The sequence below is a fragment of the Clostridium sp. MF28 genome, from assembly GCF_002969175.1.
GTDB lineage: Bacteria > Bacillota > Clostridia > Clostridiales > Clostridiaceae > Clostridium > Clostridium beijerinckii.
Map to the genome: position 1 here is coordinate 4679436 of NZ_CP014331.1, position 22802 is coordinate 4702237.

Sequence of the window (22802 nt, forward strand, 5' to 3'; positions counted from 1 at the left end):
CCAGAGGTCCGGAATTTTACAGAAATAAGCATTGCACTAAATTAAGGTTTAGTGCAATTTTTTGTTTTAAGGAAATTGGCTATGGGTTATAATATTACTATAATCAATATCAAGTGTGAATATATATGAGAGAGGAAGTGAAGCTTGTGTGTAAATTAAATCCAAAAGTTGATTTTGCATTTAAAAAGTTATTTGGAAGTGAAGAAAATAAAAGTATATTAATAGCATTTATAAATTCCATAATATCAGAGAAAAATAAAATAGAAGATATAGAGTTAAAGAATCCATATAATATTTCAAATTACCGAAAAGGTAAAATGACAATTCTTGATATAAAAGCAGTAGATGAAAAAGGAATATGGTATGATATAGAGATGCAAATAGCAGAACAAGGCTTTTATGATAAAAGAGCTTTTTATTATTGGTCAAAGGTGTATTCAGATCAGATAGAAAGTGGAGATGATTTTGAAATTTTAAGAAAGACTATAGGAATAAATATATTAGATTTTAATTACTTAAAAGAGGAAGATTTTCATAATGTATATAAGGTTTATAATGAAAAAACAAAAGAAGAATTTTCTGATTTATTTGAAATGCATTTTATAGAACTAAATAAATTTAAGAAGGATTATAAAGATGTAAAAACTGCGTTAGATAGATGGGTTAGCTTTTTAAATAGAGCTTATGAAATAGATAAATATAAAATACCAAAAGAATTAGAAGAAGACGAAAACATAAAAAAAGCTATAGAAAAGTTGGATATAATGTATTTAGACAAAGAAGAAAGGGAAATATATGAGAATGATTTAAAAGCACTACGTATTCATAATGCAGAAATTAGGAGTGCTGAAGAAAAAGGAATAAAAGAAGGAATAAAACAAGGACAGTATCAGGAAAAAATAAATATAGCTAAAAACTTATTAGATGTTTTAGACAATAAAACAATAGCGATTAAAACTGGATTAACTATAGAAGAAATACAAAAATTAAGGTGAGATATAGCAAGCATTCGCTAAAAGTACTCAGTAATGATACAATCCATCTCTCCATATTATTTTATCATATGGCAGAGTAGCTCTTTTTTCAGTAGAATTACTTTCACTTAAGTTATTATTTGAACTTGAGTCTGAAATTGAGAAAATACTAGCATATCTTAGCAACGGAGGGCAGAGATTTATAGGGAGGAAGATGAATATTAGTATACATAAGAATAGTGATATTAGAATAAAGTTATTTTTATGTTTTCTAATCATTAAAAAAACTCCTTATTATTCCTTAATATATACGTTGCAAAAATAATTCTTCATCATAATTCTAAAAATATTACAAGAATTTTAGCCGCAATTGTGAATTGTGAATTGCAATATATATATATAGTATTTTAAACCAATTTATATTTTTTATACTATTGAAAAAGGCTCGTTACAACAAAGTAACGAGCCTTTTAATTTTATGCTACATCAATTTTTGTGACAGTTTTCTCTGTTAATTTAGCGTCTGATTTTTTTACTAAAGCTCCAGAGGAGCTGAAGAAGACATTCTTTTGAATGATTGTGTCCATAAGAGAATTTACCTCAGCAGGAGTAACATCAGGTTTAACCCCGCTGATACTGAAGTTGCTTTTTAATCCATTTTCAGTTATAAAAGTCATTGCTAAAACATATTCCATAATTTAAATCCCCCTAAAAATTTTTTTGATAGTAGTTAAAGATTTATTATAAGATGAAAGATAAGAGAAAGTACCTTTTTGAATATTAAGTAAACTAAGAATTACTTAAAGTTTAATACATATCTTGAAAGGGAAGTTAAGTGTTTGATTGAGCTGTTTTTATTCTTGAGTAAGGCTTGAAGATTCATTTAACAAAGTGGATCTTGTACCAGTGGACATAACACTCTTAATTGCTTCTCCTACTGCATATGCATTTTCAGGAGCTACGTCAGTCCTCACATTTGCGAAACTTTTCTTGCTATAGATTGGGTCGCCGGCTTTATCCAATCCACTTTGAACCTCGATACTTAAAGATGTAGTTTTAATTTGTTTTGCTACTGCCATATTTTCTTACCTCCTAAATTTTGTTCTCATATTGTATATACACAAAAATTGATTTTTATAAAGGGTAATTTGAAAATTTTTTTAAAATTTATTTTTTATTTCAGATTTTGAACTTCGCTATCACATGAAGTATCAATGACAACACCTAGTTTAGTAGAAATTATAGTATTTAATTTGTTTATTGAAGATGAAAGAGTGGAGAGTTGTTTTTCAAGGCGAAATAGTAAATAAGCGCACACTGCTATAGGAAATCCAGCATTAGTAATAAGGCTCATCATATCGTTAATTCCCATAATTCATTACCTCCAACAATACAACTTTTTAATTTTTTTAAAGCTTTTTTCTTTCTTTTTAAAGCTGTCATATATGATACATTCTCATGATAAGCATAATTTGTAAGGGTATTTTTCATAAAAAAGACAAAGTTTATTAGATATCTCTCGGAAGGGCTTAAATTATTTTTTATTGCAGATAATAGTTTAATGTTCTCATATTCAAGATTCATACTTTCATCTTCCATATCATTACTTAGAGAAGTATTACACTCAATATCATCACTTAAAGAGAAATATCCATCAATATCTTTTCGATTATCGTATCTTTTTAGTAAAACAAGTAGATTATTTTTTATGGAATTTGTGGCATAGGCAACAAAACGATGAGTATTTAAATCGTACTTAGCTATGCAGTAAAAAAGCATTAAGAAGCACTCATTTTTGATATCGCATTTTTCATAACCATGGATAAATGTTCTCATAGATAAGGAATTTATAAGTGGAGTAAATTCCTTAATTAAATTTTCTTTAGCTTTAAGGTCACCACCCTTAGCCTTTGAGGCTAAGTGTTCAATATAATCATAATTCACATATAATCCCTCCTAAAAATTACTTTTCATAAGAGATATACAGAAAAAAAGATTTTTATAAACACTTTGGGAACAAATTTTAAGAAAAAATTTAAAAAAATATATATTGCAAAAATAATTCTTCATGATAATTCTAAAAATATTACAAGAATTTTAACCGTAATTGTGAATTGCAACATATATAGGATATTAGGTATGTACAATATGGATATCAAATTTGAAAATTGGATATTTATAATTTCGATAAGTTATAACATAAATCTAGGTTATATTCTGTTTATCTATAATGTATGTTAAGTTGTGTATTTAAAATATATATTGCAAAAATAATTCTAATTATAAAAATATTTAAAGAATTTTAACTGCGATTGTGCATTGTGAATTGAGTAAAGAAGAAAGTTGAGAAAATAGAAGCTAGAAATTTATCTAGTCTTCTACCTATATAAATTTTTTGATTTTTTTGATATATAAATACGAATAAAATCCTCAAAGATTAGAAGATCTTTAAGAGTGATCTTATCGTTCTCCAATAATTTTGCTAGTGTTTTTACTTTATTGGCCTTTTTAGAATAACGTATTTTAGGTTTTGTCTTATTTAAATTAGCAGAAGAATCAACGCTAATTAAGTTTTCATATTGATCAAAACCAAGAAGAAAGTCTGTAGTGACATTATAGTATGAGGCTAAGCGTTTCAAGTGATCATATATTGGTGCTGCTTTACCAGTTTCCCATTTAGAAAGCATGCTTCCAGTAATATTAATATCAAATGTTTTATTTATCTCAGAAGCTAGCTGATCTAGAGTAATATTCTTTTTTAATCGCAAGTTCTTAAGGATTATACCTGTTATATTCATATTTCTCCTCCATAATGTAAAAGATTACTTTGGAGATAAGTATACAACTGTAAGCGACAAAAAGCAAGAAAATAATTTGAAAAAATTTCCAAAAAAATCATTGACACTTATAGCTGTAGTCGTATAATTAAATTAACGGTGGCAACTTAAACCAAATGCTGTTACGATAAAATTATATAAGGGGGAATATAGCATGTCAAAGTCACAAGCTCAATATAATAAGTTTAAGGAATTCTTATTGGTGAATAACATCAAACAAAGTGAGTTAGCAGAACACATTGGCAGATCAAGCTCTTTTGTTAACAATGCGTTAAATGGAAGAGGTGCAAGATTTACTTCAGAAGATTTAAACGCAATAAGATGTTTATTTAATATTAGAATAAGTGAATATTTTTAATATATGCGTTTTGTAAACGATGACATGAAAGTATTTACGTTTAAGGGGGAAGTATGGCAGAAAGAGATTTAAAATTCATTTATGGGAATGAGATAGGGATAATATTAGGTATAAATGCAAAGAAAACAATAAAAGAATTATATGAAGAGAAGTTAGAAAAAGGTCAGAGTAGACATATAAATCTTAAGGAAGAATATGAAGAAATTTATTGGTTTAATACTTTAAAGGAGATTTTATGTAAAGAATTTACCATAAGAAGTGGTAAGAAGGTAAGAAAAGAATTAAAAACAATTATTGATGAAGAATATGAATTTATGTGTTGTAAAGTAGATAGAAGAATAGTTGGTGAAAATTCTATTTTACTTTGCAGCATATATAATGGAATTAACTTTGATGAAGAAATAAATAAAAATGTTTTTCTTGAATGTCAACATAATATGAGAGTTACAAAAGCCGATAAATGCTATTTTGCATGTTTAATCAACAGCAGAAAATTTGTATTTAAAGAGATACATAGAGATGAAAAGGTGATTTCAAAGATAGTTAATGAGGAAAAAGTATTTTTTTATGATCATATCTTAAAGGAAATTTCGCCTAGGTGACTAAAGATATAGATAAATAGCCTATACAGTGGAGTTTAGTCATGGCTGTTTATCTATATTTATATAGTTTCAGAGATTACTTTATTTTTGTGAGAATTATAGAACTATTAAATCTGCGTATATTTACCAATTATGAGTACAGCTTATAATGTATATTGCAAAAATAATTCTTCGCGATAATTGTAAAAATACTACAAGAATTTTAGCCATAATTGCGTATTGTGCATTGTAGCATATGTGCCATTTAAGTTAGGTTGAAGAGAAGAAAATGAGTGAAAATAAATCTAAAAGGGAGTACTGAATATTTTAAGTAAAAATTAGGTAGGGGACGTATTTATGAAGGGGATAGAGTGGATTAAGCTAAATACAAATATGTGTGAAGATGAAACAATGAGATTAATTGACTCACTGCCATTAAGAGATTGTACAAATTATGTATGGATAAGACTGCTTTTACAGGCGGGAAAGGTTAATGATGGTGGATTAATATATCTAAAAAAAGACGTACCTTATACTAAAAAAATGCTGTCTATATTATTTAACAGGCCACTAGATATTATAGAAGAGGTTCTAGATATATTAGAATCTTTTAAGCTTATTAAAATTTATGAAAATGGCGTAATAAAAATATGCAACTGGGAAAAACATCAAAATATTGAAGGAATGAAAAGAGTAAAAGAGGGTACTCGTGAAAGAGTTAAAAACTTTAGAGAGAGAAATAAAAAAGAAAAGGAACTTGTAGAGAATAAATTAAATGCTGATGAAGCTTGTAATAATGCCAGAGATGAAGGAAGTGACACTAATAAAATTAACAAAAATAAAAACTGTAACGCAAATGTAACGCTACAGAAGGAGAAGAGAGAAGAAGATAAAGAACATAAGAAAAAGAATATAGATAAAAAAGAGAATAAAGAAAAAGATAAGGTAAATGATGTTGCTTTAACAAAAGAAAATGATGAATCTTATGATAAAGCTCATATACAGACTAAAATTGTCTCTTCGTCTCATGATGAAATAAAATCACAGGCTCTTAAAATTATAAAAACCTTAGAAGAAGATAATAAAGTCATAAGAGGATTTACTTTAAGCTGGGTAATAAAAGAGTTAATGATTCATAAAGAAAAGTATGTAGAAATGGCTGTTAGAGAGGCCATAGAAAGAAATAAGCTTGATATAAATTATATTAATGGTATCCTTAAAAACTGGCTTAAGGAAGGATATCCAAAAGACTATGAAGATATGGAGTTTAATGATTGCGATGCAGGCAATTCATCATTTGTTAAAGAAAAACCAAAACTTAGATTTATTAACTTTGAGCCTAGGCAGTATGATTATGATGATTTAGAGAAGAAGCTTCTGGGGTGGAACGAAGATAGCTAATCATATGAATTGGTTATTTTAGGGATTATGTCTTAATATATTGCAAAAATAATTCTTCATGGTAATTCTAAATATATCGCAAGAATTTTATCCCTAATTGCGAAGTGTAAATTGAGAATTGAAAGAGGTAAATTGAGCATTGCAAATTGCTAATTGTGAATTGCAAAATGTGCATTGTGAATTGAAAAAATGTATATAAGGGGGTATAGGTAATGAGGTATGTTAAAGGAATTGATATATCAAATAATAATGCAAGTATTGATTTTGATAAAGTCGCAGAAGATAACATAGAATGCGTCTATATGAAAGCTACTGAGGGGAAGACGTTTCAAGACAGCAGACTAGAGGAGTTTTATGATTTATGTAAAAGCCATGGGATAAATGTTGGAGCTTATCATTTTCTAGTTAGTACAAGCTCTCCACAGGCTCAGGCAGAAAACTTTTATAAAAAGATTAAAGACTGTGCATGGGACATGATTCCTATGCTTGATATTGAATCTGAATTTGATGAATTGTGTGATTATATAATAAGATTTATAAATGCATTTAAGGAATTAAGTCCTCTTCAATTAGGAATCTACTCTTATACAGGATTTTTATCAAATATAGAAGAGATAAAAAGTAAAATAAAAGATTATCCTTTCTGGGAAGCAAATTATAATAATGATCCCTGGAACCTTCCTTCAAATTTCTTTACTAATAGAATAGGGCATCAATATACTGAAAATGGAGATATATCAGGGGTAAGCGGAAAATGCGATGTGAATTTATTTACACAAGGTGTTTTGCTTAAAAATAATATGTACTTAGGAACTTGGATAAATGAAAATAGTAAATGGTGGTATAAGCATAATGATGGAACTTTTACTAAGGATGCTTGGGAATTCATAAACGGAAAATGGTATTTGTTTGATTCAGAAGGTTGGATGATTCATGATTGGAAAAAGTATGGAGATAGTTGGTATTACTTTGGAGATTACAATGATGGAGCTATGAAAACTGGATGGTATTATGATGAGAAATCCTCTAAATGGTACTACTTTAATGAGGAAGGCATAATGCAGACAGGACGTATAAAGATAGATGACAAATGGTATCATTTTGATAATAATGGGGCAATGGAGACTTCAGAAGTATAAAATCTATGTCAGGTTGGACCTTAAAGTTAGTATTATTATATGTGGTAATAACATGGTGAGATTAAAATTTTACAACCTTAAAAGAAAAATATGGTATAATTAAATAAAAATGGTTAGGGGGATGAGCAATGGAAAAGCTTAAATTAATAAAAGTGATATCTGGTTTACTGATAGTAGCATCAGTATCAGTATTAAATCCTATAAAAATATATGCTACAGAAACTGAAGGAAACTCAGTTCAATCAACGGATACTATAGTAAACAATGTTGGATCAGAATTAAAGGTTAATTCCGAAAAAGAATCAGATAAAAGTCTTAATAATAAAGATACAGTAAGCGTAACAGGAGTAATGTTGAATGAATCAAGCGCAGTTATTAATCAAGGAGATACTTTAAAGCTAAAGGAAACAGTATTGCCAAGCAATGCAGACAATAAAAAAGTAACATGGAAATCTAGTAATACAGATGTAGCAAGGGTAAGTTCAAATGGAGAGGTAAAAGGAATATCGGAAGGAACTACAACAATTATATGTACAGCAAATGACGGAAGTGGAAAATCGAATACATGTAAAGTAACGGTTTATTATTCTTATTACAACAAAATAGGATTGCTAAATAAAGATGGCAGTGCAATGGAACTTTATAGTGATAACAAATATAATAGTAATAATATAGTTATTGAAGCAAAAAATAAGAGAACTTATTATGCAAAAGCGTCATCAGATAATATAAGTGTTAATATAAAAAGATTAGATGAAAAGTATATTAAAGTATTTAGGGTGACCTCATATTCAGATATTGGTGAGGTGAGAAGAGCAAAGCTTGTTGATAATGATAATATTGTTTTAGATCCAGGAACAACAACTCTTATTATAAGAGTATATAATAATAAACCAGATTCAAGCATAAAATATGAAGATGATAATAATATCTTAAATGAATACGAAGTTAAAGTGGAGTTAGATAAGTGAATTTAATCTTGAAATTAATATAGGATTAGCTTAGTGTTACCAGCACTAAGCTTTTCTTATTTATATTGTATTAAATTTTTTATAAAAATAAACATTTATCTTAAATTATTTAAATTATTCTATGGAGCAATGAGTATCACAAAGGGGGGGCAGATACTTTTAAAGAAACACCAAGAACAAGCAGTGAAGTGAATAATTATTTAGTGCAGTTTTTTTGTTTTAGTGAAATTGGTTATAGGTTATAATATTACTATAATCAATATAAAGTATCAATACGTATGAGAGAGGAAGTGAAGCTTGTGTGTAGATTAAATCCCAAAGTTGATTTTGCATTTAAAAAGCTATTTGGAAGTGAAGAGAACAAAGATATTCTTATTTCGTTTATAAATTCAATGTTATCAGAGAATCAACAAATAAAAGATGTATATCTTAAAAATCCATATAATATAGCAAATTATAGAAAAGACAAAATGAGCATACTGGACATAAAAGCAGTAGATGATAAGGGAATCTGGTATGATATAGAGATGCAGCTTTCAGAGCAGATTTTCTATGAAAAGAGAGCCTTTTATTATTGGGCAAAAGTATATTCAGATAAATTAGAAGGCGGATATAATTATGATAAGTTAAGAAAAACAATATCTATAAATATTCTTGACTTTGATTATTTGGATGAAGAAGAATTTCATAATGTATACAAAGTTTACAATGAAAAAAGTAAGAAAGAATTATCCTCTGTATTTGAAATGCACTTTTTAGAATTAAATAAATTCAAAAAGGATTTTAAGGATGTAAGAACAGCTTTAGATAGATGGATAGTTTTTTTAAACAGAGCATATGAGCTTGAAAAGGATAAAATTCCAGAAGAATTAGCAGTAGATGAAGCAGTAAAGAAGGCTGTAGAAAGATTGGACGTTATGTATTTGGATAAAGATGAAAGAGAAATATACGAAAATGATTTAAAAAGACTTAGAGATTACATAGCGGAAATGAAAACAACTGAAATAAGAGGAATAGAAAAAGGAATAAAAGAAGGAGAAAATAAAAAGGCTTTTGAGATAGCTAAAAATTTATTGGATGTTTTAGATAATGAAACTATAGCTGTTAAAACAGGATTAAATATAAATGAAATAGAAAAGTTAAGATTATAAAATAAGTGATAACTCTAGGCTAGCGGTTTTGAAAGAATATTGGATAGTTAATCCTATATTAAATACTGTTATGTTATATACACTAAACCAAGATAGAATGTATGAACAAAGCATAGTTAAGACTGAAACTGGAATTGTCAAATCAAAACTTTTTGAAGTTGATATAGAAGATTTATTTTCCTAGGAAATGATTGTTTAGGGGTTTAATAGAGTGGTATTTATTACCACTCTATCTTACTTATACTTAATATTAAAAATTGTAAAATACCCATAATAGGTTAGCATAAATATTTTCGCGATATACATAATAACATTGTGGAAATTTTCTATTGTTGGAGGAAGTAAAAATGTTTAAGAAAATGCTATCTATTATAATGTTTCTAATGATAATGTCATATATGTTATTTAGCTTTAAAGAAAAAGCTGCATTTGCGAGTATTAATGTTGCTGAAAAAAGACCTGTTAGAGTAGCTGTATTTTTAATAAATTTTAGTGATGATTATATTTCTTTAGTGCGTAAAGATTTAGAAGATATTCAAGAAGAAAATCCAGGAAAAGTAGAATTCACGTTTTATGATGCTAAATCAAATCAAGCAGTGCAAAATGAACAGCTTGATAATGTACTTAAAGAAGGTGTTGATCTTATAATAATGCATCTAGTTAAGAACAGGGATGAATTAACGGTAAAAAGAGTTACTAATCAAATTGCTAAAGCTAATATTCCAGTGATATTTTTTAATAGAGAGCCGCTGCTAAGTGAGATTAAAACATACAATAAATCTCTATATATAGGGTTAGATGCAAAAAGCGATGGAACTATGGAGGGCGAGATTCTTGCTAATGAATGGAACACAAATAGAGATTCCATTGATAAGAACCATGATGGAATAATGCAATATGTTCTTTTAGAAGGTGAAAGAAATAATTTGGTAGCAGCTGATAGAACAAAATATTCTCTTTTAGAACTTAGTGAATCAGGAGTAGAAACTCAGGAGCTTGAAAGAGTATTTGCTTATTGGAGTAGAGAACTCGCAAAAGAGGCCATAGAGTCGCTATTTTTAAAAACTGGACCTAAAATTGAAGCTATAATTGCAAATGACGACTCCATGGCATTAGGTGCAATTGAAGCACTGCAATCCTATGGATACAATTTAGGAGATAAAGAAAAAAATATTGCAGTAGTTGGTGTTGAGGGATTGCCAGAATCACAGAAGTTAATTAATGAAGGATTAATGTTAGGGACTATTTTTCAAGATCCAAAAGCAATGGCAGAAGCACTTTATACTATAGGGATGAATATGGTTAAAGGCAGAGATCCAATTGAAGGTACTGATTATCAATTTGATCAAACAGGAGTTGCAATTCGCATACCTAATCAAATTATATACAAGAAATAATTTGATTTAGGAATATTAAAATCAGAGAAGAGCAACCATATACTTTTTGTAAAAATAAAAATTACCGAGCATAAGCATTGTATTAAATCTATTTTTTGTTTTAGGAAGAGAAAATATAGGTTATAATTAAAGTACTAAATAATTTTATGATACAGTTATTGTGTATGGGGAGATGATAGTATGGAATCGGGGAATTTAGAAAAATTATTATTAAAAGAAGAGTGGATTAATAATATAAAATATATGTCGCCAAGGCCTAGATATAATCATATAGAGTTACAAGGAGAATTGTATTTGCAGTTAAGAAACTATTTCAAAAAATCTTGTAATGTTTCAATTGAGGCTGCATTATTTTTGACTAAAGAAGATCCAGCTATTATCAAATCCGATAAAAATATTATTGATAATTTAATAAAATCAAAGAAAGCTGAAGTTGCTCCAGATGTTGCAGTATATTGTGATAAAAATCAAATTTTTTATAGAGGATATATAGGAATTCCGCAATTAGTTATAGAAGTTTTAAGTCCATCAAATTCAGATGATGATCTTATTTCTAAAAAGGACTTATATGAGGAATATGGAGTACCTGAATATTGGATTGTATCACCAATGAGTAAGAAAGTATGGATTTATTCATTAGTAAATAATAAATATGAATTAAAGAATAATTGTACATTAAATGAAAAATTTAAATCTATAAGATTTGACGATTTAGAGATGGATTTATCAGAAGTTGAATTAATAGAAGAGGATTAAGAAAATCTCCTGCCTATATTTTTTATTAGTAGGTGGGAGATTTTTCTCTTTCGTAGCTGAATAAATTTACATAAACATCAGAAGAAGTCATTCATTTTGAGTTTTAAGATATTCATAATAATAACGAATAGCTTCGTCAACGATGGTATTTAAATAAACATTATCATCAATATGAATGGCTTTAATTTTACTTAAGATTCTTACAGTAGAGCGTCTTAAAGTATAGCTTCTTACCATATCAAAAGCTTCGCCATCAACAGATGGTGTTCTTCCATTTGGATTAACTTTTAAAGTTCTGTGGTCCAAAATTTCATTTTTGACATCAGGATTATATGGAATATCATGAGAATTTAAATTAGGTGTAGTATTAGTGCTATCATTGTTACTGTAATTATTATTATTATTATTATTATTATTATTGCTATTATTGTTATTATTGTTGTTGGTGGTGGTATCGTGAATGGTGGGTGGCGCAGGATGTTCAATAAGTTCTTCATCAGAATCAAAAGAAAATGATTTTATAAGAGTCCCATCTAATTTAAGCTCTCCTTCTGAGAAGGTAAATATATCTGAAGATTCATTTTCCACAATGGAAAAATCATCCTTGATTTCGCCTTTTACCTTAGATTTTTTTACAGACATGTTCATTTATAATTCCTCCCTATGTATTAAAATATGAAGAAATAATATATTATATAAGCCTTATCATATGCAGAATTAATTACCTCCTCATATAAGATATATGCAAATATTAAAATATATAAATACTTTAATATGAAAAAATTTAAATTTTTTTATATATTCATAGGTTTCTAGGTTCATATTTTAGAATAAAAATAGGTTTAAATGTTTCTAGGAAAATAGGTTTATGGGAATATATTTTTCTAGGTAAGTATGTTTATAGAAAAATATTTACCTAGGAAAATATTTAAATATGTAAATATTTATAGGAAACATAAGGGTTTGAGATAGATGAATGAAAATTTATATAAAATATATTATGGCAGAAGTTAATAGTGATAGATATAAAAGAGTACTTAGTACATTTATTGTTTTAAGTAAATAATTTATAGGTTATAATATTATGTATGTTAAGTGTGACAAGCCAAAGGAGCGATAAGTTTGAATTTAGAACAGAAAATTGTTGATGATATATTGGATATATGCCATAAGCATAAAAGTATTAATAAAGTTATTCTCTTTGGATCTAGAGCAAGAGGAGATAATTTATTAAAAAGTGATATTGATCTTGCCGTGTATTGTGAAAATTCAATATCTGAATTTATTGAGGACATAGAAATGAATACAAGTACTTATTTGATTAATATTTATTAAATTGAATATGTACTGCAAGAATTCTAGCAGTAATTGTGAACTATGCATTGAAAATTATGAACTGTGGCTTGTGAACTGTAAATTGAAACTGTGAATTGTGCATTGAAAAACTGTGAATTGTAGATTGAAAACTGTGAATTGTAGATTGAAAACTGTGCATTGTGAATTGAAACATATATTATATCGAAAAGGGAAATTTAATAGTGAGTAAAAGCTTTACATTTAAACTGTATCTAATCTTTAGGATTATTGCCATATTAATGCCTACATTATTTATTATTTTAGTGCAGCAAAAAATAATTATATCCTTTGAAAAATGGGAAATTAGCAATTTTATTTATTTTATGTTTACTATTATTTTATTATTGGCCATTATTGTAAATAAAATTATAAGAGCATATATAAAATTAAAACAAATGAAAAGTAATTTAAATATTGGAGATAGAAAATATTCTAATGATGTTAAATTAATAGATGGAGAATCTCTATTCAATGAAATAGATAAAATAAATAGAAGTATAAGAATATTAAAATTTGAAAATAGTATTTTATATGATACAGCATTTGCTATATATAATATGGCATCTATACAAGAGTTATTAGATACTATATTAGCTCGTCTTGTAACTCACACAAATGCAGATTTTGGATTAATATTTTTGTTAGAAAAAGATGAACTTAAACTGAAATCACATTCTAATGTTTTATATGAAGAGTTAGAAAAGACAACTTTCAGAATAGGTGAAGGTCTTGTTGGATGGACATTTTATAAAGAACAGGGGTTACTCACAGATGATGTTCAAAAGGATTTTAGATATATACGGTGCATAAGTGATACAAGAGCCCAGATTACAATTCCTATAAAAATGCATGAAAAAATATTGGGTGTATTAGTTTTAGGAAGTAAAAAAGATTCGGATTTTGGAGAATCAGATTTTAAATTGATTAATACTATATCTGGAGAAATTGGACTTGCTATAAATAATGCCCAATTAACTGCTAAGCTTCAAAAAGAAAATCAAAATAATCAAAGACTGTTTGAGCTAACTAAAAGAATAACCTCATCTATGGATTTGGAAGAGGTATCTAATATGGGTATTAAGATAGTAACTGAGATTATAGAAGTTCATTCATGTACTTTAGGTATATTTGATAAAGTGGATGAAAATAAGATTAATGTTATTTCATCTTATGGGGATGATAAAAAAGGTTTGGAGTTTAGTGGAACTGTGGAAGAAGCTTTTAAAAAGAAACATATGGCTGAATTAAAAGCAGATAAAGGATACATATATTCCATCCCATTATTATCAAAAGAAAGTTGTATAGGTATTTTACATATAAACACAAAAAATAAATTAACAATAGAAGAAATTGAACTTATAAATGGAACTATAACACCTTTGACAAGTGCACTAGAAAATGCCTTTTTATACAAAAATGTAGAAAGATTAGCTACAAGAGATGGACTTACAGGAGTCTATAATCATCGTTATTTTCAAAATATGCTTGATGAATATATTAGAAAAGTTCAAAAGGATGAGAATGATCTATCTATGGCAATGATTGATATAGATAATTTTAAAAAATATAATGATACTCATGGACATCCAGTAGGGGATCTTCTTTTAAAAAAGGTTGTAGAAGTTATGCGAAGCATTCTACGTGATGAAGATGTTATATTTAGATATGGTGGAGATGAATTCACGATAATTTTGCCTTATACTAATAGTGAAGATGCAGGGGTTATTATGGAGCAAATAAAAAATATTATTAGTGATTATAAATTTGAAATTGGTGATAAAGAGGAAGAAGAAACAGAAGAAACAGAAGAAACAGCATTAGATGTAGAAGTGATAAAAGAAAGCATGTTTAAATCGGAAAAATTATTTAATTCTAATATCTTTAAGAAGTGGATTTCTGAAAAAGTTGGACTAAGCAAATCTAAGTCTATATCTAACACTTTTAATATTACTATTAGTGTAGGAATTAGCTCTTTAGTTGATGTCAATTATGATAAGGAAATGTTAATAAAAAATGCAGATAAAGCATCATTAAAATCAAAACGAAATGGAAAGAATCAATTAACCATATGGAAGCCAGAATTAAATATGGATTAAAAAATAATCCAAAATTAATATATAGTTTCACACTGAAATTTAAATCAGGATATTACATAAATAAAAATATTTTCAATATACATATGAAATATCAATGCGTTGTACAGGCAGTTATACCACTTACCGTCGATACAACGTATTTTTTGTGGAATAATATGTGGACTATAGATACCACAACTAAGACCTGAACTTATGCATATAACTCGCCGAAATGAGTAACATACTTTTGTTCCAGTTTCTAGGTAATTCTGATGGGTGATTTTAAGGCTATAAAGTTGTACCCAAAGTGCTATCCTCAAAGAACAAGCGCTCACAGAGAAAGTTCGAAGAACGAAATATGAAATTTCGATTCTCACTTTTTGAACTAGCACATTTGGAACAACTTATAGCCAAAGAATCACATCCATCAAAATTACCAATGAAACATTCCACAAAAGTATATTACTCATTTCTGGTTGGAAGACATTTCATAGTCTAAGTATAGTTTATGATTGTATTATCTATATAGATATCCACAACTTGAAATTTACTTATACCTTGAAATATATGCATACTAGAAAGTAGAAACATTTTTGCGCAGCAGGCATTTAAAAATGAGCTGTTAAAAGTGCCTTATTGTAGGTTGTCCTATTTATGCTTGTCACACTGAAAGTGGGAGCAAGCATAAGTTGCGACAACCTGCAATTTAGCACTTTCAGCGAAATTTTTATAGTCCTGCGAAGCAACAATGTTTCTTCTTTCGGTGTACTATATGCATAAGTCTATGTCTCAAGTTGGATATCTATAGTACAAAAGTATTAAAAAATTCTTATATTTATTAGTTTATGTATGGAACAAATGTTATAAAGTGCTATAATAAAAAATGTTTGGATATTAAATATTTTTTGCCATATATAAGCTTTAAATAGTATAATTCATTCTTTATAAAACTATATATTGAAAAAATGATTTTTTATCATAATTCTAAAAATATTGCAAGAATTTTATCCGTAATTGTGCATTGTGAACTGTGCATTGTGAATTGTAGTATATAGTTTAAGATGAATTTTTATGAATTAAACTTTTTGAAACATGTATATTAATCTCTTTATAAGGATGTGGAATAATGTCGTTTTTGCAATTTAATTTTTGTATTTTTTTTGTTATATTGATTTTGGCATACTATATTTTACCTAAGAAGGTTCAATGGATATGTTTACTTATTGGAAGTTATATTTTTTATATATCTGCTGGTATAAAGACCGTTGGATATATAGTTTTTACGACTTTGACAGTCTGGGTTGGAACAATTATTATAAGTAAAATTAGCGAAAATATGAAAATTGAATTAACTGAAAAAAAAGAAACACTGACACCTGAAAATAAGAAACAAATAAAGGCTCTGGCAAAGAGGAAGCAGAGAATAATTTTCTGGTGTGTTTTATTAAGTAATTTTGGAATTTTAGCGTTTTTAAAATATTTTGATTTTCTATCAAAAAACATTGTTGGATTGTTTAACATGGTAACGCATCATGGAACAGTTCCAATGAAGTTGGATTTGTTGCTACCATTAGGAATATCTTTTTATACTTTTCAGTCCATGGGATACCTAATTGATGTATATAATGGAAAATATAAAGCAGAAAAAAACTTATTTAAATTTGCACTGTTTATTTCATTTTTTCCTCAAATTGTACAAGGCCCTATTAATAGATTTGATAAATTATCAGAACAGTTATATAAAACTCACAGGTTTGATTGGCAGAAATTTAAATATGGTCTCCAATTGATTTTATGGGGGCTTTTTAAGAAGATGGTAATTGCAGATAGAGCAATCACATTAGTTAATGAAACATTTAAGAACTATGATAATTATGGTGGTGCAATCACAGTAGTAGGAGTTTTATTCTATTCATTACAGCAATATGCAGATTTTTCAGGCGGAATTGATGTTGCTATGGGGATCTCTGAATTGCTTGGAATAAATATGGCTGTGAATTTTAGAAGACCGTATTTTTCAACCTCACTATCAGAATTTTGGCGCAGATGGCATATTACCTTAGGTGCTTGGATGCGCGATTATATATTTTACCCTCTAGCTCTTTCAAAGAAAATGTCTAAGGTATCAAAACTAGCCAATAAACATCTTGGAAGGAAAGCAGGAAGGACTATTCCGGTTGTATTTTCTAACTTAGTGGTATTTTTAGTTGTTGGCATTTGGCATGGAGCTTATTGGCATTATATAGCATGGGGATTATATAATGGAATTGTTATTGCCTTTAGCACGATTCTAGAACCGTTTTATGAATGGTTAAAAAGAGTAACTAAAGTAAATACGGAATGCTTCTCATATCACTTGTTTAGGATATTAAGAACATTTTTTATTGTAAATTTAGGATGGTATTTTGATAGAGCAAGTAATCTTAACTCTTCACTTTATATGTTACATAATACCGTAGCAAATTTTAAAATTACGCAATTACTTGATGGTACAATTTATAAACTTGGACTTAAAGAACAGGATTTTAGAATTTTATTTTGGGCAACGGTTATTTTGTTTGCAGTAAGTGTATTACAAGAAAGAGGAGTAAAGATACGTGAATTTTTATCTAAGCAAAATTTAGTTTTTAGGTGGGCAGTATTTTATGCATTAATTTTTGCTGTCATAAGCTTTGATGCTAGTTCTGGAAATCTTCTAGGAGGATTTATGTATGCGCAATTTTAAATATAAATGGTTTAGTGGAATTATATTTATAATGGTCTTTATTATTTTAAGTTATGGCTTAGCATTTGCCCTTGTACCAAAAGGCAATTATTCACGAATGACCATGCGTGAAATGTATTCTGAGAAGAAAGATTTTGATGTGGTATTTGCAGGTGCATCACTATCTCAAAGAGACATTAATCCGTATATTATGGACAAGGAATTGGGAGAGAATACTTTTAATTATGCATTTTCTCAGCAAATGTTTGTTGGTACTTATTATTCACTGAAAGAACTGTTTTCTTACCATAAACCTAAACTAATTGTTTTGACAGTTGATCCAGATAATTTTACTAGTAAGGAAGAAAAGCCAATAGTATTTCTTTCAGTTTCTTTATATATGAAATCATTTTTAAATAAGCTTGAATATTATTTTGCATCGTCCCAAGATGGTTCTTACTTAGACAGGCTATTTCCGTGGCGTGGATATGATGTAAAATCACCTCTTGATGTAGTAAACAATATTTATGGAAAATTTGATTCTTTTTATACAGATTATCCAAAACCGGGACAAGTGGAAGCTATGGAAAACAATAAAAGTGGCTATGTAGGAAAAGGATTCAATAAGGTTGATCCTAGTGATCAAAAAGGAACTTTAAATTACGATAATCTAAAATTACCTCCGGCTAATAAAAATATAGGTGATATAAACTCAAAAGATACTGAATATTTAAAGAAGATATCTGAATTATGCAAGGAAAATAATTGTGAGTTAATTCTTTTAACAACACCATTTCCTACATTTCAAATCCTTAGAGTAAAAAATTACTTTGAATTTGATAATAAGGTGGCAGAGATAGCAAAGAACTTAAATATTCAATATTACAATTATAACTTAATTAAACCAGAAGTGTTTAAGTTAAAAAATAATTATTTTTCTGATACTGAACACTTGAATGCTATTGGAGCAGAGGCTTTCTCTAAATCACTAGCAGCTTTCCTAAAAATGCGCGAAAATGGTGATGATATGAGCAAATATTTTTATAAACAAGATGAATATTATGCATCAATAGATTATGTTTCATCTGCATGGTTCAATTGGAAAAAGAGTGATAGTACTATAACATTAAAAGCTGATTCTCTGCATGGGTCTAAAGTTATACCAGAATACCAATTTGTATTATTAGATTCAGAAACTGGACAGGAGCATATTATACGAGATTATGATAAAAATCCAGATTTCGTTTTTGATTCCAAGTCTTATAAGAAGTTTAAAATACGAGTAAATGCTAGGGCAAAAGGATCTAATAATAATGAAGCAATTCGCCATTATGATGAAGATGTCTCCAAAGAAGAGTCATATAAAAGATAATGTAAAGTAAGCTATGAAAAAATAGATTATGGAGGAAATATTATGGAAAAAAGCATTTTATCTTATCTTGAAAAATCAGAAAAGAAATTTCCTAATAAAGTTGCTTTTTCTGATGGTAAATATAAATTAACTTATCATGAATTAGTTGAAGAATCTAAAAGTATTGGGAGTTTTTTGATAGAAAACATAGGTATGCATAAAGCTGTTGTTGTCTATATGGAAAAAGGCGCGCGAAATATTTCAGCATTTATGGGGGCAGCATATGCAGGTTGTTTTTATGTTCCACTGGATGCTCAAATGCCTGTAGAGCGTATTAATATAATATTAGATACATTGAAGCCAGCAGCTATAATTTATGATGACAAAACAGAAAAATATCTTTCGCTTATAGAAACGGATTGCATAAAGGTATTGTATGATGAAATTCATATGTTACCAAAAAATGAAGAAAAATTAGAGGATGCAAGAAGACAAATGATTGATACTGATCCTTTGTACATTCTTTTTACAAGCGGGTCAACAGGGATTCCAAAAGGTGTTATTGTATGCCATAGATCTGTAATTGATTATGCAGACTGGGTAGTTAAAACTTTTGAGTTGAATGAAAATACTACTTTTGGAAATCAGACACCATTTTATTTTAGTATGTCTGTATTAGATATATTTGCAACTATTAGAAGTGGAGCAACATTATACATTATTCCTAAAATGTTATTTTCGTTTCCAGTAAAGTTACTTGAATTTTTAAATGAAAAAGAGGTTAACACAATTTATTGGGTTCCATCTGCGTTAAGCATAGTGGCTAATTTAGGAGCCTTAGATGTTATTGAGCTGCCTGCTTTAAAGAAGATTTTATTTGCAGGAGAGACAATGCCTACTAAACAGCTTAATGTATGGCGCAGACATGTTCCAGATGCAGTATATGCAAATTTGTTTGGGCCTACAGAGATCACAGATATAGGAATATACTATATAGTTGACAGAGAGTTTAATGATGATGAGCCTATTCCTATAGGGGTGCCGTGTGAGAATGTGGATGCTTTGGTTGTGGATGAAAATGGACAACTTGTTGAGGAATATGGAAAAGTTGGAGAATTGTTAATTCGTGGATCATTCTTGGCTTGTGGATATTATAATAATCCAGAAAAAACAAGAGAAGCATTTATTCAAAACCCACTAAATAAGAGCTATCCTGAAACTGTTTATTGTACAGGAGATTTAGTTTACTGGAATGAGAATAGAGAATTAGTTTATGTTTCACGTAAAGACTTTCAAATTAAACATATGGGAAATAGAATAGAATTAGGAGAAATAGAAAATGCAATGAGTGCCTTAGAAGGTCTGGATATGTGCTGCTGCTTATATAATAAGGAAAGTGATCAAATTGTTGCTGTATATTCAGGAAGCTTGGAGACTAAAAAACTATCTCAGAATTTGAAGAAAAAGCTGCCTCGTTATATGTTGCCTAATGTCTGCTATAATAGAAGCAGCATGCCACTAAATATGAATGGAAAAATTGATCGTAAAAAGCTAATAGAAGAATATATAAAATAAATAAACAACATTAAATTTAGATTTATGTTGTAACTTAGAAGGAGAGATATATTATGGAGAAGTTAATTGAATTATTACAAGGTGTTAGAGATGATGTTGATTTTGGGACATGTACAACTTTAGTTGATGAAGGTATTTTGGATTCGTTTGATATTGTTGAAATTGTTAATGTAATTGATGATGAATATGATATCGAAGTTCCTGCAATTGAAATAATTCCTGAAAATTTTAACAGTGCAGAAGCAATTTTTAACTTGATACAACGTCTTTTAGAGGAATAAATTTTATTATAAGTTAGATGGTGAGATTGAAAATTATAATTATATAAAGTTACTGCACTAAATTATGTTTAGTGCAACTTTTGTTTTAAGCAAGTGATTTATGGGGTATAATATAAGATAACTATTAACAATATTGAAATGAAATTCACAAATGGTCTAATTAAAAAGAGGTGGTCACTTGAAAAAAATCGTTATACTTTTATGTTTGTTCTGGATGGGATTCATATTTTATATGTCAGGAAATAACGGAACAATTTCTCATGAACAAAGCACTAAGGTGGTTAATATAATTGAAAATGCTCAAAGAAATCAAGAAAAATCACAAGCTGAAAATAAAGATAAGGCAGTAAGCAGTAGTGATAGTTCACAGGTAAATAAGAATAGCATTAATGTTAAGCAGGAAGAAGCAAGTAATTTAGATCATATAGTAAGGAAAAATGCACATGCATTTATGTATATGGTACTAGCAATTCTAGTTTGCGGTGCACTTTTCTCTTATAATAAAAATGGAAAAGGTATGATAATTTACATATTGTTTATTTGTTTATTTTATGCTGTAACTGATGAGTTCCATCAATCTTTTATACCAGGAAGGACTTCATTAGTTAGTGATATTTTAGTTGATTTTATGGGAGCAATGATTGGATTAGGATTATTTTATCTTTCCTATTATAAAATTTATAAAAGAAAAAGCTCATAAGGAAAAAAGTACGTAGTTAAAAAATTACGTACTTTTTTCTTTCAATATATATGTTGCAAAAATAATTCTTCATTATAATTCTAAAAATATTGCAAGAATTTTGGCTGAAATTATGAATTGTGAAATGTTCATTTGAATTGCAACATATATATTTCTTATTTTTATAACTTATTAGCTTAAGGATGATTTTGATTTCTCTTTACTTCAGCAGCTGTTAAAATAATTTTACAATACAATAAAATTTCATGTTATACTATAAATAGGATATAATTGACAAAAAAAGATAAGATGACTAATATGGGGGACATAATCATGAGTAAAAAAATAAAAAAAGCGATAATTCCTGCGGCAGGCTTGGGCACAAGGTTTCTTCCAGCAACTAAAGCAAAATCTAAGGAAATGCTTCCTATAGTAGATAAACCTGCAATTCAGTATATTGTGGAGGAAGCAATAGCTTCTGGAATTGAAGAAATTCTTATTATAACTGGAAGGCATAAAACATGCATTGAAAATCATTTTGATAAGTCAGTCGAACTTGAAGCAGAATTAGCTAAAAATAATAAGGACGATTTATTAAAGATAGTCAGGGATATATCAGGTATGGCAAATATTCACTACATAAGACAGAAGGAACCAAGAGGGTTAGGACATGCTATTTATTGTGCTAGGGCATTTGTAGGAAATGAACCTTTTGCAGTATTGCTTGGAGATGATATTGTTTATACAAATGAATACCAAAAGCCTTGTTTAAAGCAGCTTATGGACTGCTATAGTGAATACAAAACAAGTATATTGGGAGTGCAGGCAGTAGAACCAGAACATGTATCAAGGTATGGAATAGTTAATGGAATAAAAATTGAGGATAGAGTTTCTAAGGTTAAGGGGTTAGTGGAAAAACCAAATATTAAAGATGCTTTATCTAATACTGCAATTCTTGGAAGATACATAATAACACCACAGATATTTGAGGTATTAAGAAGAATTAAACCTGGAAAAGGTAATGAAATACAGCTTACAGATGCATTATTAGAATTGCTTAAAGAAGAAGCAATTTATTCATATAACTTTGAAGGAAAAAGATATGATGTTGGAGATAAACTTGGATACCTAAAAGCTACAGTAGAATACGCATTAAGAAATTCAGAACTTAGAGATGTATTCACAGATTACTTAAAGAGTATAGTTATTTAAGTTT

24 protein-coding genes are annotated in these 22802 nt (G+C 28.4%); 18 read left to right on the top strand and 6 right to left on the bottom strand.

The window, feature by feature from the left end; all coding sequences use genetic code 11:
- Positions 1 to 146: 146 nt before the first annotated feature.
- Positions 147 to 995 carry an Rpn family recombination-promoting nuclease/putative transposase gene (locus AXY43_RS20520; protein ID WP_065416720.1) on the top strand — a complete coding sequence of 283 codons (849 nt, stop codon included), beginning with the start codon at positions 147 to 149 and terminating at the stop codon, positions 993 to 995.
- Positions 996 to 1450: 455 nt separating this feature from the next.
- Here AXY43_RS20520 and AXY43_RS20530 read toward each other — a convergent pair whose 3' ends face one another.
- The 5 genes from AXY43_RS20530 to AXY43_RS20550 all read right to left on the bottom strand — a co-directional run bounded on the left by AXY43_RS20530 (position 1451) and on the right by AXY43_RS20550 (position 3772).
- Positions 1451 to 1669 carry a DUF2922 domain-containing protein gene (locus tag AXY43_RS20530; RefSeq protein ID WP_105412075.1) on the bottom strand — a complete coding sequence of 73 codons (219 nt, stop codon included), beginning with the start codon at positions 1667 to 1669 and terminating at the stop codon, positions 1451 to 1453.
- Between the two features lie 159 nt (positions 1670 to 1828).
- Positions 1829 to 2053 (bottom strand): DUF1659 domain-containing protein, encoded by a 225-nt coding sequence (locus AXY43_RS20535; protein WP_039771247.1) that lies wholly within the window; start codon positions 2051 to 2053, stop codon positions 1829 to 1831.
- Positions 2054 to 2148: 95 nt separating this feature from the next.
- Positions 2149 to 2346: a YvrJ family protein gene (locus tag AXY43_RS20540; protein ID WP_023973389.1), complete on the bottom strand. Its 198-nt coding sequence runs from the start codon at positions 2344 to 2346 to the stop codon at positions 2149 to 2151.
- A complete protein-coding gene (locus AXY43_RS20545) occupies positions 2328 to 2918 on the bottom strand; it encodes a sigma-70 family RNA polymerase sigma factor (protein ID WP_105412076.1) in 591 nt (196 codons plus the stop codon). Before AXY43_RS20545 ends, AXY43_RS20540 begins: the two co-directional genes overlap by 19 nt.
- A 434-nt stretch (positions 2919 to 3352) precedes the next feature.
- The gene (locus AXY43_RS20550; protein ID WP_039771244.1) at positions 3353 to 3772 is read right to left on the bottom strand and encodes a helix-turn-helix domain-containing protein; all 420 of its coding nucleotides are present in this window, start codon (positions 3770 to 3772) and stop codon (positions 3353 to 3355) included.
- A 193-nt stretch (positions 3773 to 3965) separates the two neighbouring features.
- Here AXY43_RS20550 and AXY43_RS20555 point away from each other — a divergent pair, with 193 nt between their 5' ends.
- The 9 genes from AXY43_RS20555 to AXY43_RS20595 all read left to right on the top strand — a co-directional run bounded on the left by AXY43_RS20555 (position 3966) and on the right by AXY43_RS20595 (position 11565).
- Complete coding sequence (locus AXY43_RS20555; RefSeq protein WP_039771242.1) at positions 3966 to 4169, top strand: helix-turn-helix domain-containing protein; 204 nt, start codon at positions 3966 to 3968, stop codon at positions 4167 to 4169.
- A 53-nt stretch (positions 4170 to 4222) separates the two neighbouring features.
- Positions 4223 to 4771, top strand: a complete 549-nt coding sequence (locus AXY43_RS20560) for a YqaJ viral recombinase family protein (RefSeq protein WP_051144820.1) — start codon at positions 4223 to 4225, stop codon at positions 4769 to 4771.
- A gap of 336 nt (positions 4772 to 5107) precedes the next feature.
- Positions 5108 to 6151 carry a phage replisome organizer N-terminal domain-containing protein gene (locus AXY43_RS20565; RefSeq protein WP_105412077.1) on the top strand — a complete coding sequence of 348 codons (1044 nt, stop codon included), beginning with the start codon at positions 5108 to 5110 and terminating at the stop codon, positions 6149 to 6151.
- Between the two features lie 212 nt (positions 6152 to 6363).
- Positions 6364 to 7290: a GH25 family lysozyme gene (locus tag AXY43_RS20570; protein WP_105412078.1), complete on the top strand. Its 927-nt coding sequence runs from the start codon at positions 6364 to 6366 to the stop codon at positions 7288 to 7290.
- A 128-nt stretch (positions 7291 to 7418) separates the two neighbouring features.
- Positions 7419 to 8261 carry an Ig-like domain-containing protein gene (locus AXY43_RS20575; RefSeq protein ID WP_105412079.1) on the top strand — a complete coding sequence of 281 codons (843 nt, stop codon included), beginning with the start codon at positions 7419 to 7421 and terminating at the stop codon, positions 8259 to 8261.
- 299 nt (positions 8262 to 8560) lie between these two features.
- On the top strand, positions 8561 to 9412 hold the full coding sequence (locus AXY43_RS20580; protein WP_105412080.1) for an Rpn family recombination-promoting nuclease/putative transposase: 852 nt from the start codon (positions 8561 to 8563) through the stop codon (positions 9410 to 9412).
- Between the two features lie 28 nt (positions 9413 to 9440).
- Positions 9441 to 9596, top strand: a complete 156-nt coding sequence (locus tag AXY43_RS20585) for a Uma2 family endonuclease (protein WP_242986183.1) — start codon at positions 9441 to 9443, stop codon at positions 9594 to 9596.
- Between the two features lie 163 nt (positions 9597 to 9759).
- On the top strand, positions 9760 to 10809 hold the full coding sequence (locus AXY43_RS20590; protein ID WP_105412081.1) for a galactose ABC transporter substrate-binding protein: 1050 nt from the start codon (positions 9760 to 9762) through the stop codon (positions 10807 to 10809).
- 180 nt (positions 10810 to 10989) lie between these two features.
- Positions 10990 to 11565: a Uma2 family endonuclease gene (locus AXY43_RS20595; protein ID WP_105412082.1), complete on the top strand. Its 576-nt coding sequence runs from the start codon at positions 10990 to 10992 to the stop codon at positions 11563 to 11565.
- 87 nt (positions 11566 to 11652) lie between these two features.
- Here AXY43_RS20595 and AXY43_RS20600 read toward each other — a convergent pair whose 3' ends face one another.
- Positions 11653 to 12213 carry a hypothetical protein gene (locus AXY43_RS20600; RefSeq protein WP_105412083.1) on the bottom strand — a complete coding sequence of 187 codons (561 nt, stop codon included), beginning with the start codon at positions 12211 to 12213 and terminating at the stop codon, positions 11653 to 11655.
- Positions 12214 to 12687: 474 nt separating this feature from the next.
- On the opposite strand from AXY43_RS20600, the gene AXY43_RS20605 reads away from it, so the two are divergent.
- The 8 genes from AXY43_RS20605 (at position 12688) to galU (ending at position 22798) form a co-directional block, all read left to right on the top strand.
- Positions 12688 to 12900, top strand: coding sequence for a nucleotidyltransferase domain-containing protein (locus tag AXY43_RS20605; RefSeq protein WP_171786603.1), 213 nt, complete (start codon positions 12688 to 12690; stop codon positions 12898 to 12900).
- Between the two features lie 344 nt (positions 12901 to 13244).
- The gene (locus AXY43_RS20610; protein ID WP_243099100.1) at positions 13245 to 15017 is read left to right on the top strand and encodes a sensor domain-containing diguanylate cyclase; all 1773 of its coding nucleotides are present in this window, start codon (positions 13245 to 13247) and stop codon (positions 15015 to 15017) included.
- A 1105-nt stretch (positions 15018 to 16122) separates the two neighbouring features.
- Complete coding sequence (locus AXY43_RS20615) at positions 16123 to 17721, top strand: MBOAT family O-acyltransferase (protein WP_105412086.1); 1599 nt, start codon at positions 16123 to 16125, stop codon at positions 17719 to 17721.
- A complete protein-coding gene (locus tag AXY43_RS20620; protein WP_105412087.1) occupies positions 17708 to 19072 on the top strand; it encodes a lipolytic protein G-D-S-L family in 1365 nt (454 codons plus the stop codon). The genes AXY43_RS20615 and AXY43_RS20620 overlap by 14 nt, the downstream gene beginning before the upstream one ends.
- 42 nt (positions 19073 to 19114) lie before the next feature.
- Positions 19115 to 20626, top strand: coding sequence for an amino acid adenylation domain-containing protein (locus AXY43_RS20625; protein ID WP_105412088.1), 1512 nt, complete (start codon positions 19115 to 19117; stop codon positions 20624 to 20626).
- Between the two features lie 53 nt (positions 20627 to 20679).
- Entirely contained in the window at positions 20680 to 20907 is a 228-nt protein-coding gene (locus AXY43_RS20630; protein WP_017210807.1) for an acyl carrier protein, read from the top strand.
- A 178-nt stretch (positions 20908 to 21085) separates the two neighbouring features.
- A complete protein-coding gene (locus AXY43_RS20635) occupies positions 21086 to 21607 on the top strand; it encodes a VanZ family protein (RefSeq protein ID WP_105412089.1) in 522 nt (173 codons plus the stop codon).
- Between the two features lie 312 nt (positions 21608 to 21919).
- The gene (gene galU, locus AXY43_RS20640; RefSeq protein ID WP_105412090.1) at positions 21920 to 22798 is read left to right on the top strand and encodes a UTP--glucose-1-phosphate uridylyltransferase GalU; all 879 of its coding nucleotides are present in this window, start codon (positions 21920 to 21922) and stop codon (positions 22796 to 22798) included.
- Positions 22799 to 22802 lie beyond the last annotated feature (4 nt).

Bases quoted from the DNA above. Each gene is read 5' to 3' on its own strand.
- AXY43_RS20530 (WP_105412075.1), bottom strand. From the start codon at position 1,669: ATGGAATATGTTTTAGCAATGACTTTTATAACTGAAAATGGATTAAAA.
- AXY43_RS20535 (WP_039771247.1), bottom strand. From the start codon at position 2,053: ATGGCAGTAGCAAAACAAATTAAAACTACATCTTTAAGTATCGAGGTT.
- AXY43_RS20540 (WP_023973389.1), bottom strand. From the start codon at position 2,346: ATGGGAATTAACGATATGATGAGCCTTATTACTAATGCTGGATTTCCT.
- AXY43_RS20550 (WP_039771244.1), bottom strand. From the start codon at position 3,772: ATGAATATAACAGGTATAATCCTTAAGAACTTGCGATTAAAAAAGAAT.
- AXY43_RS20555 (WP_039771242.1), top strand. From the start codon at position 3,966: ATGTCAAAGTCACAAGCTCAATATAATAAGTTTAAGGAATTCTTATTG.
- AXY43_RS20560 (WP_051144820.1), top strand. From the start codon at position 4,223: ATGGCAGAAAGAGATTTAAAATTCATTTATGGGAATGAGATAGGGATA.
- AXY43_RS20565 (WP_105412077.1), top strand. From the start codon at position 5,108: ATGAAGGGGATAGAGTGGATTAAGCTAAATACAAATATGTGTGAAGAT.
- AXY43_RS20570 (WP_105412078.1), top strand. From the start codon at position 6,364: ATGAGGTATGTTAAAGGAATTGATATATCAAATAATAATGCAAGTATT.
- AXY43_RS20575 (WP_105412079.1), top strand. From the start codon at position 7,419: ATGGAAAAGCTTAAATTAATAAAAGTGATATCTGGTTTACTGATAGTA.
- AXY43_RS20590 (WP_105412081.1), top strand. From the start codon at position 9,760: ATGTTTAAGAAAATGCTATCTATTATAATGTTTCTAATGATAATGTCA.
- AXY43_RS20595 (WP_105412082.1), top strand. From the start codon at position 10,990: ATGGAATCGGGGAATTTAGAAAAATTATTATTAAAAGAAGAGTGGATT.
- AXY43_RS20600 (WP_105412083.1), bottom strand. From the start codon at position 12,213: ATGAACATGTCTGTAAAAAAATCTAAGGTAAAAGGCGAAATCAAGGAT.
- AXY43_RS20610 (WP_243099100.1), top strand. From the start codon at position 13,245: ATGTTTACTATTATTTTATTATTGGCCATTATTGTAAATAAAATTATA.
- AXY43_RS20615 (WP_105412086.1), top strand. From the start codon at position 16,123: ATGTCGTTTTTGCAATTTAATTTTTGTATTTTTTTTGTTATATTGATT.
- AXY43_RS20620 (WP_105412087.1), top strand. From the start codon at position 17,708: ATGCGCAATTTTAAATATAAATGGTTTAGTGGAATTATATTTATAATG.
- AXY43_RS20625 (WP_105412088.1), top strand. From the start codon at position 19,115: ATGGAAAAAAGCATTTTATCTTATCTTGAAAAATCAGAAAAGAAATTT.
- AXY43_RS20630 (WP_017210807.1), top strand. From the start codon at position 20,680: ATGGAGAAGTTAATTGAATTATTACAAGGTGTTAGAGATGATGTTGAT.
- galU (WP_105412090.1), top strand. From the start codon at position 21,920: ATGAGTAAAAAAATAAAAAAAGCGATAATTCCTGCGGCAGGCTTGGGC.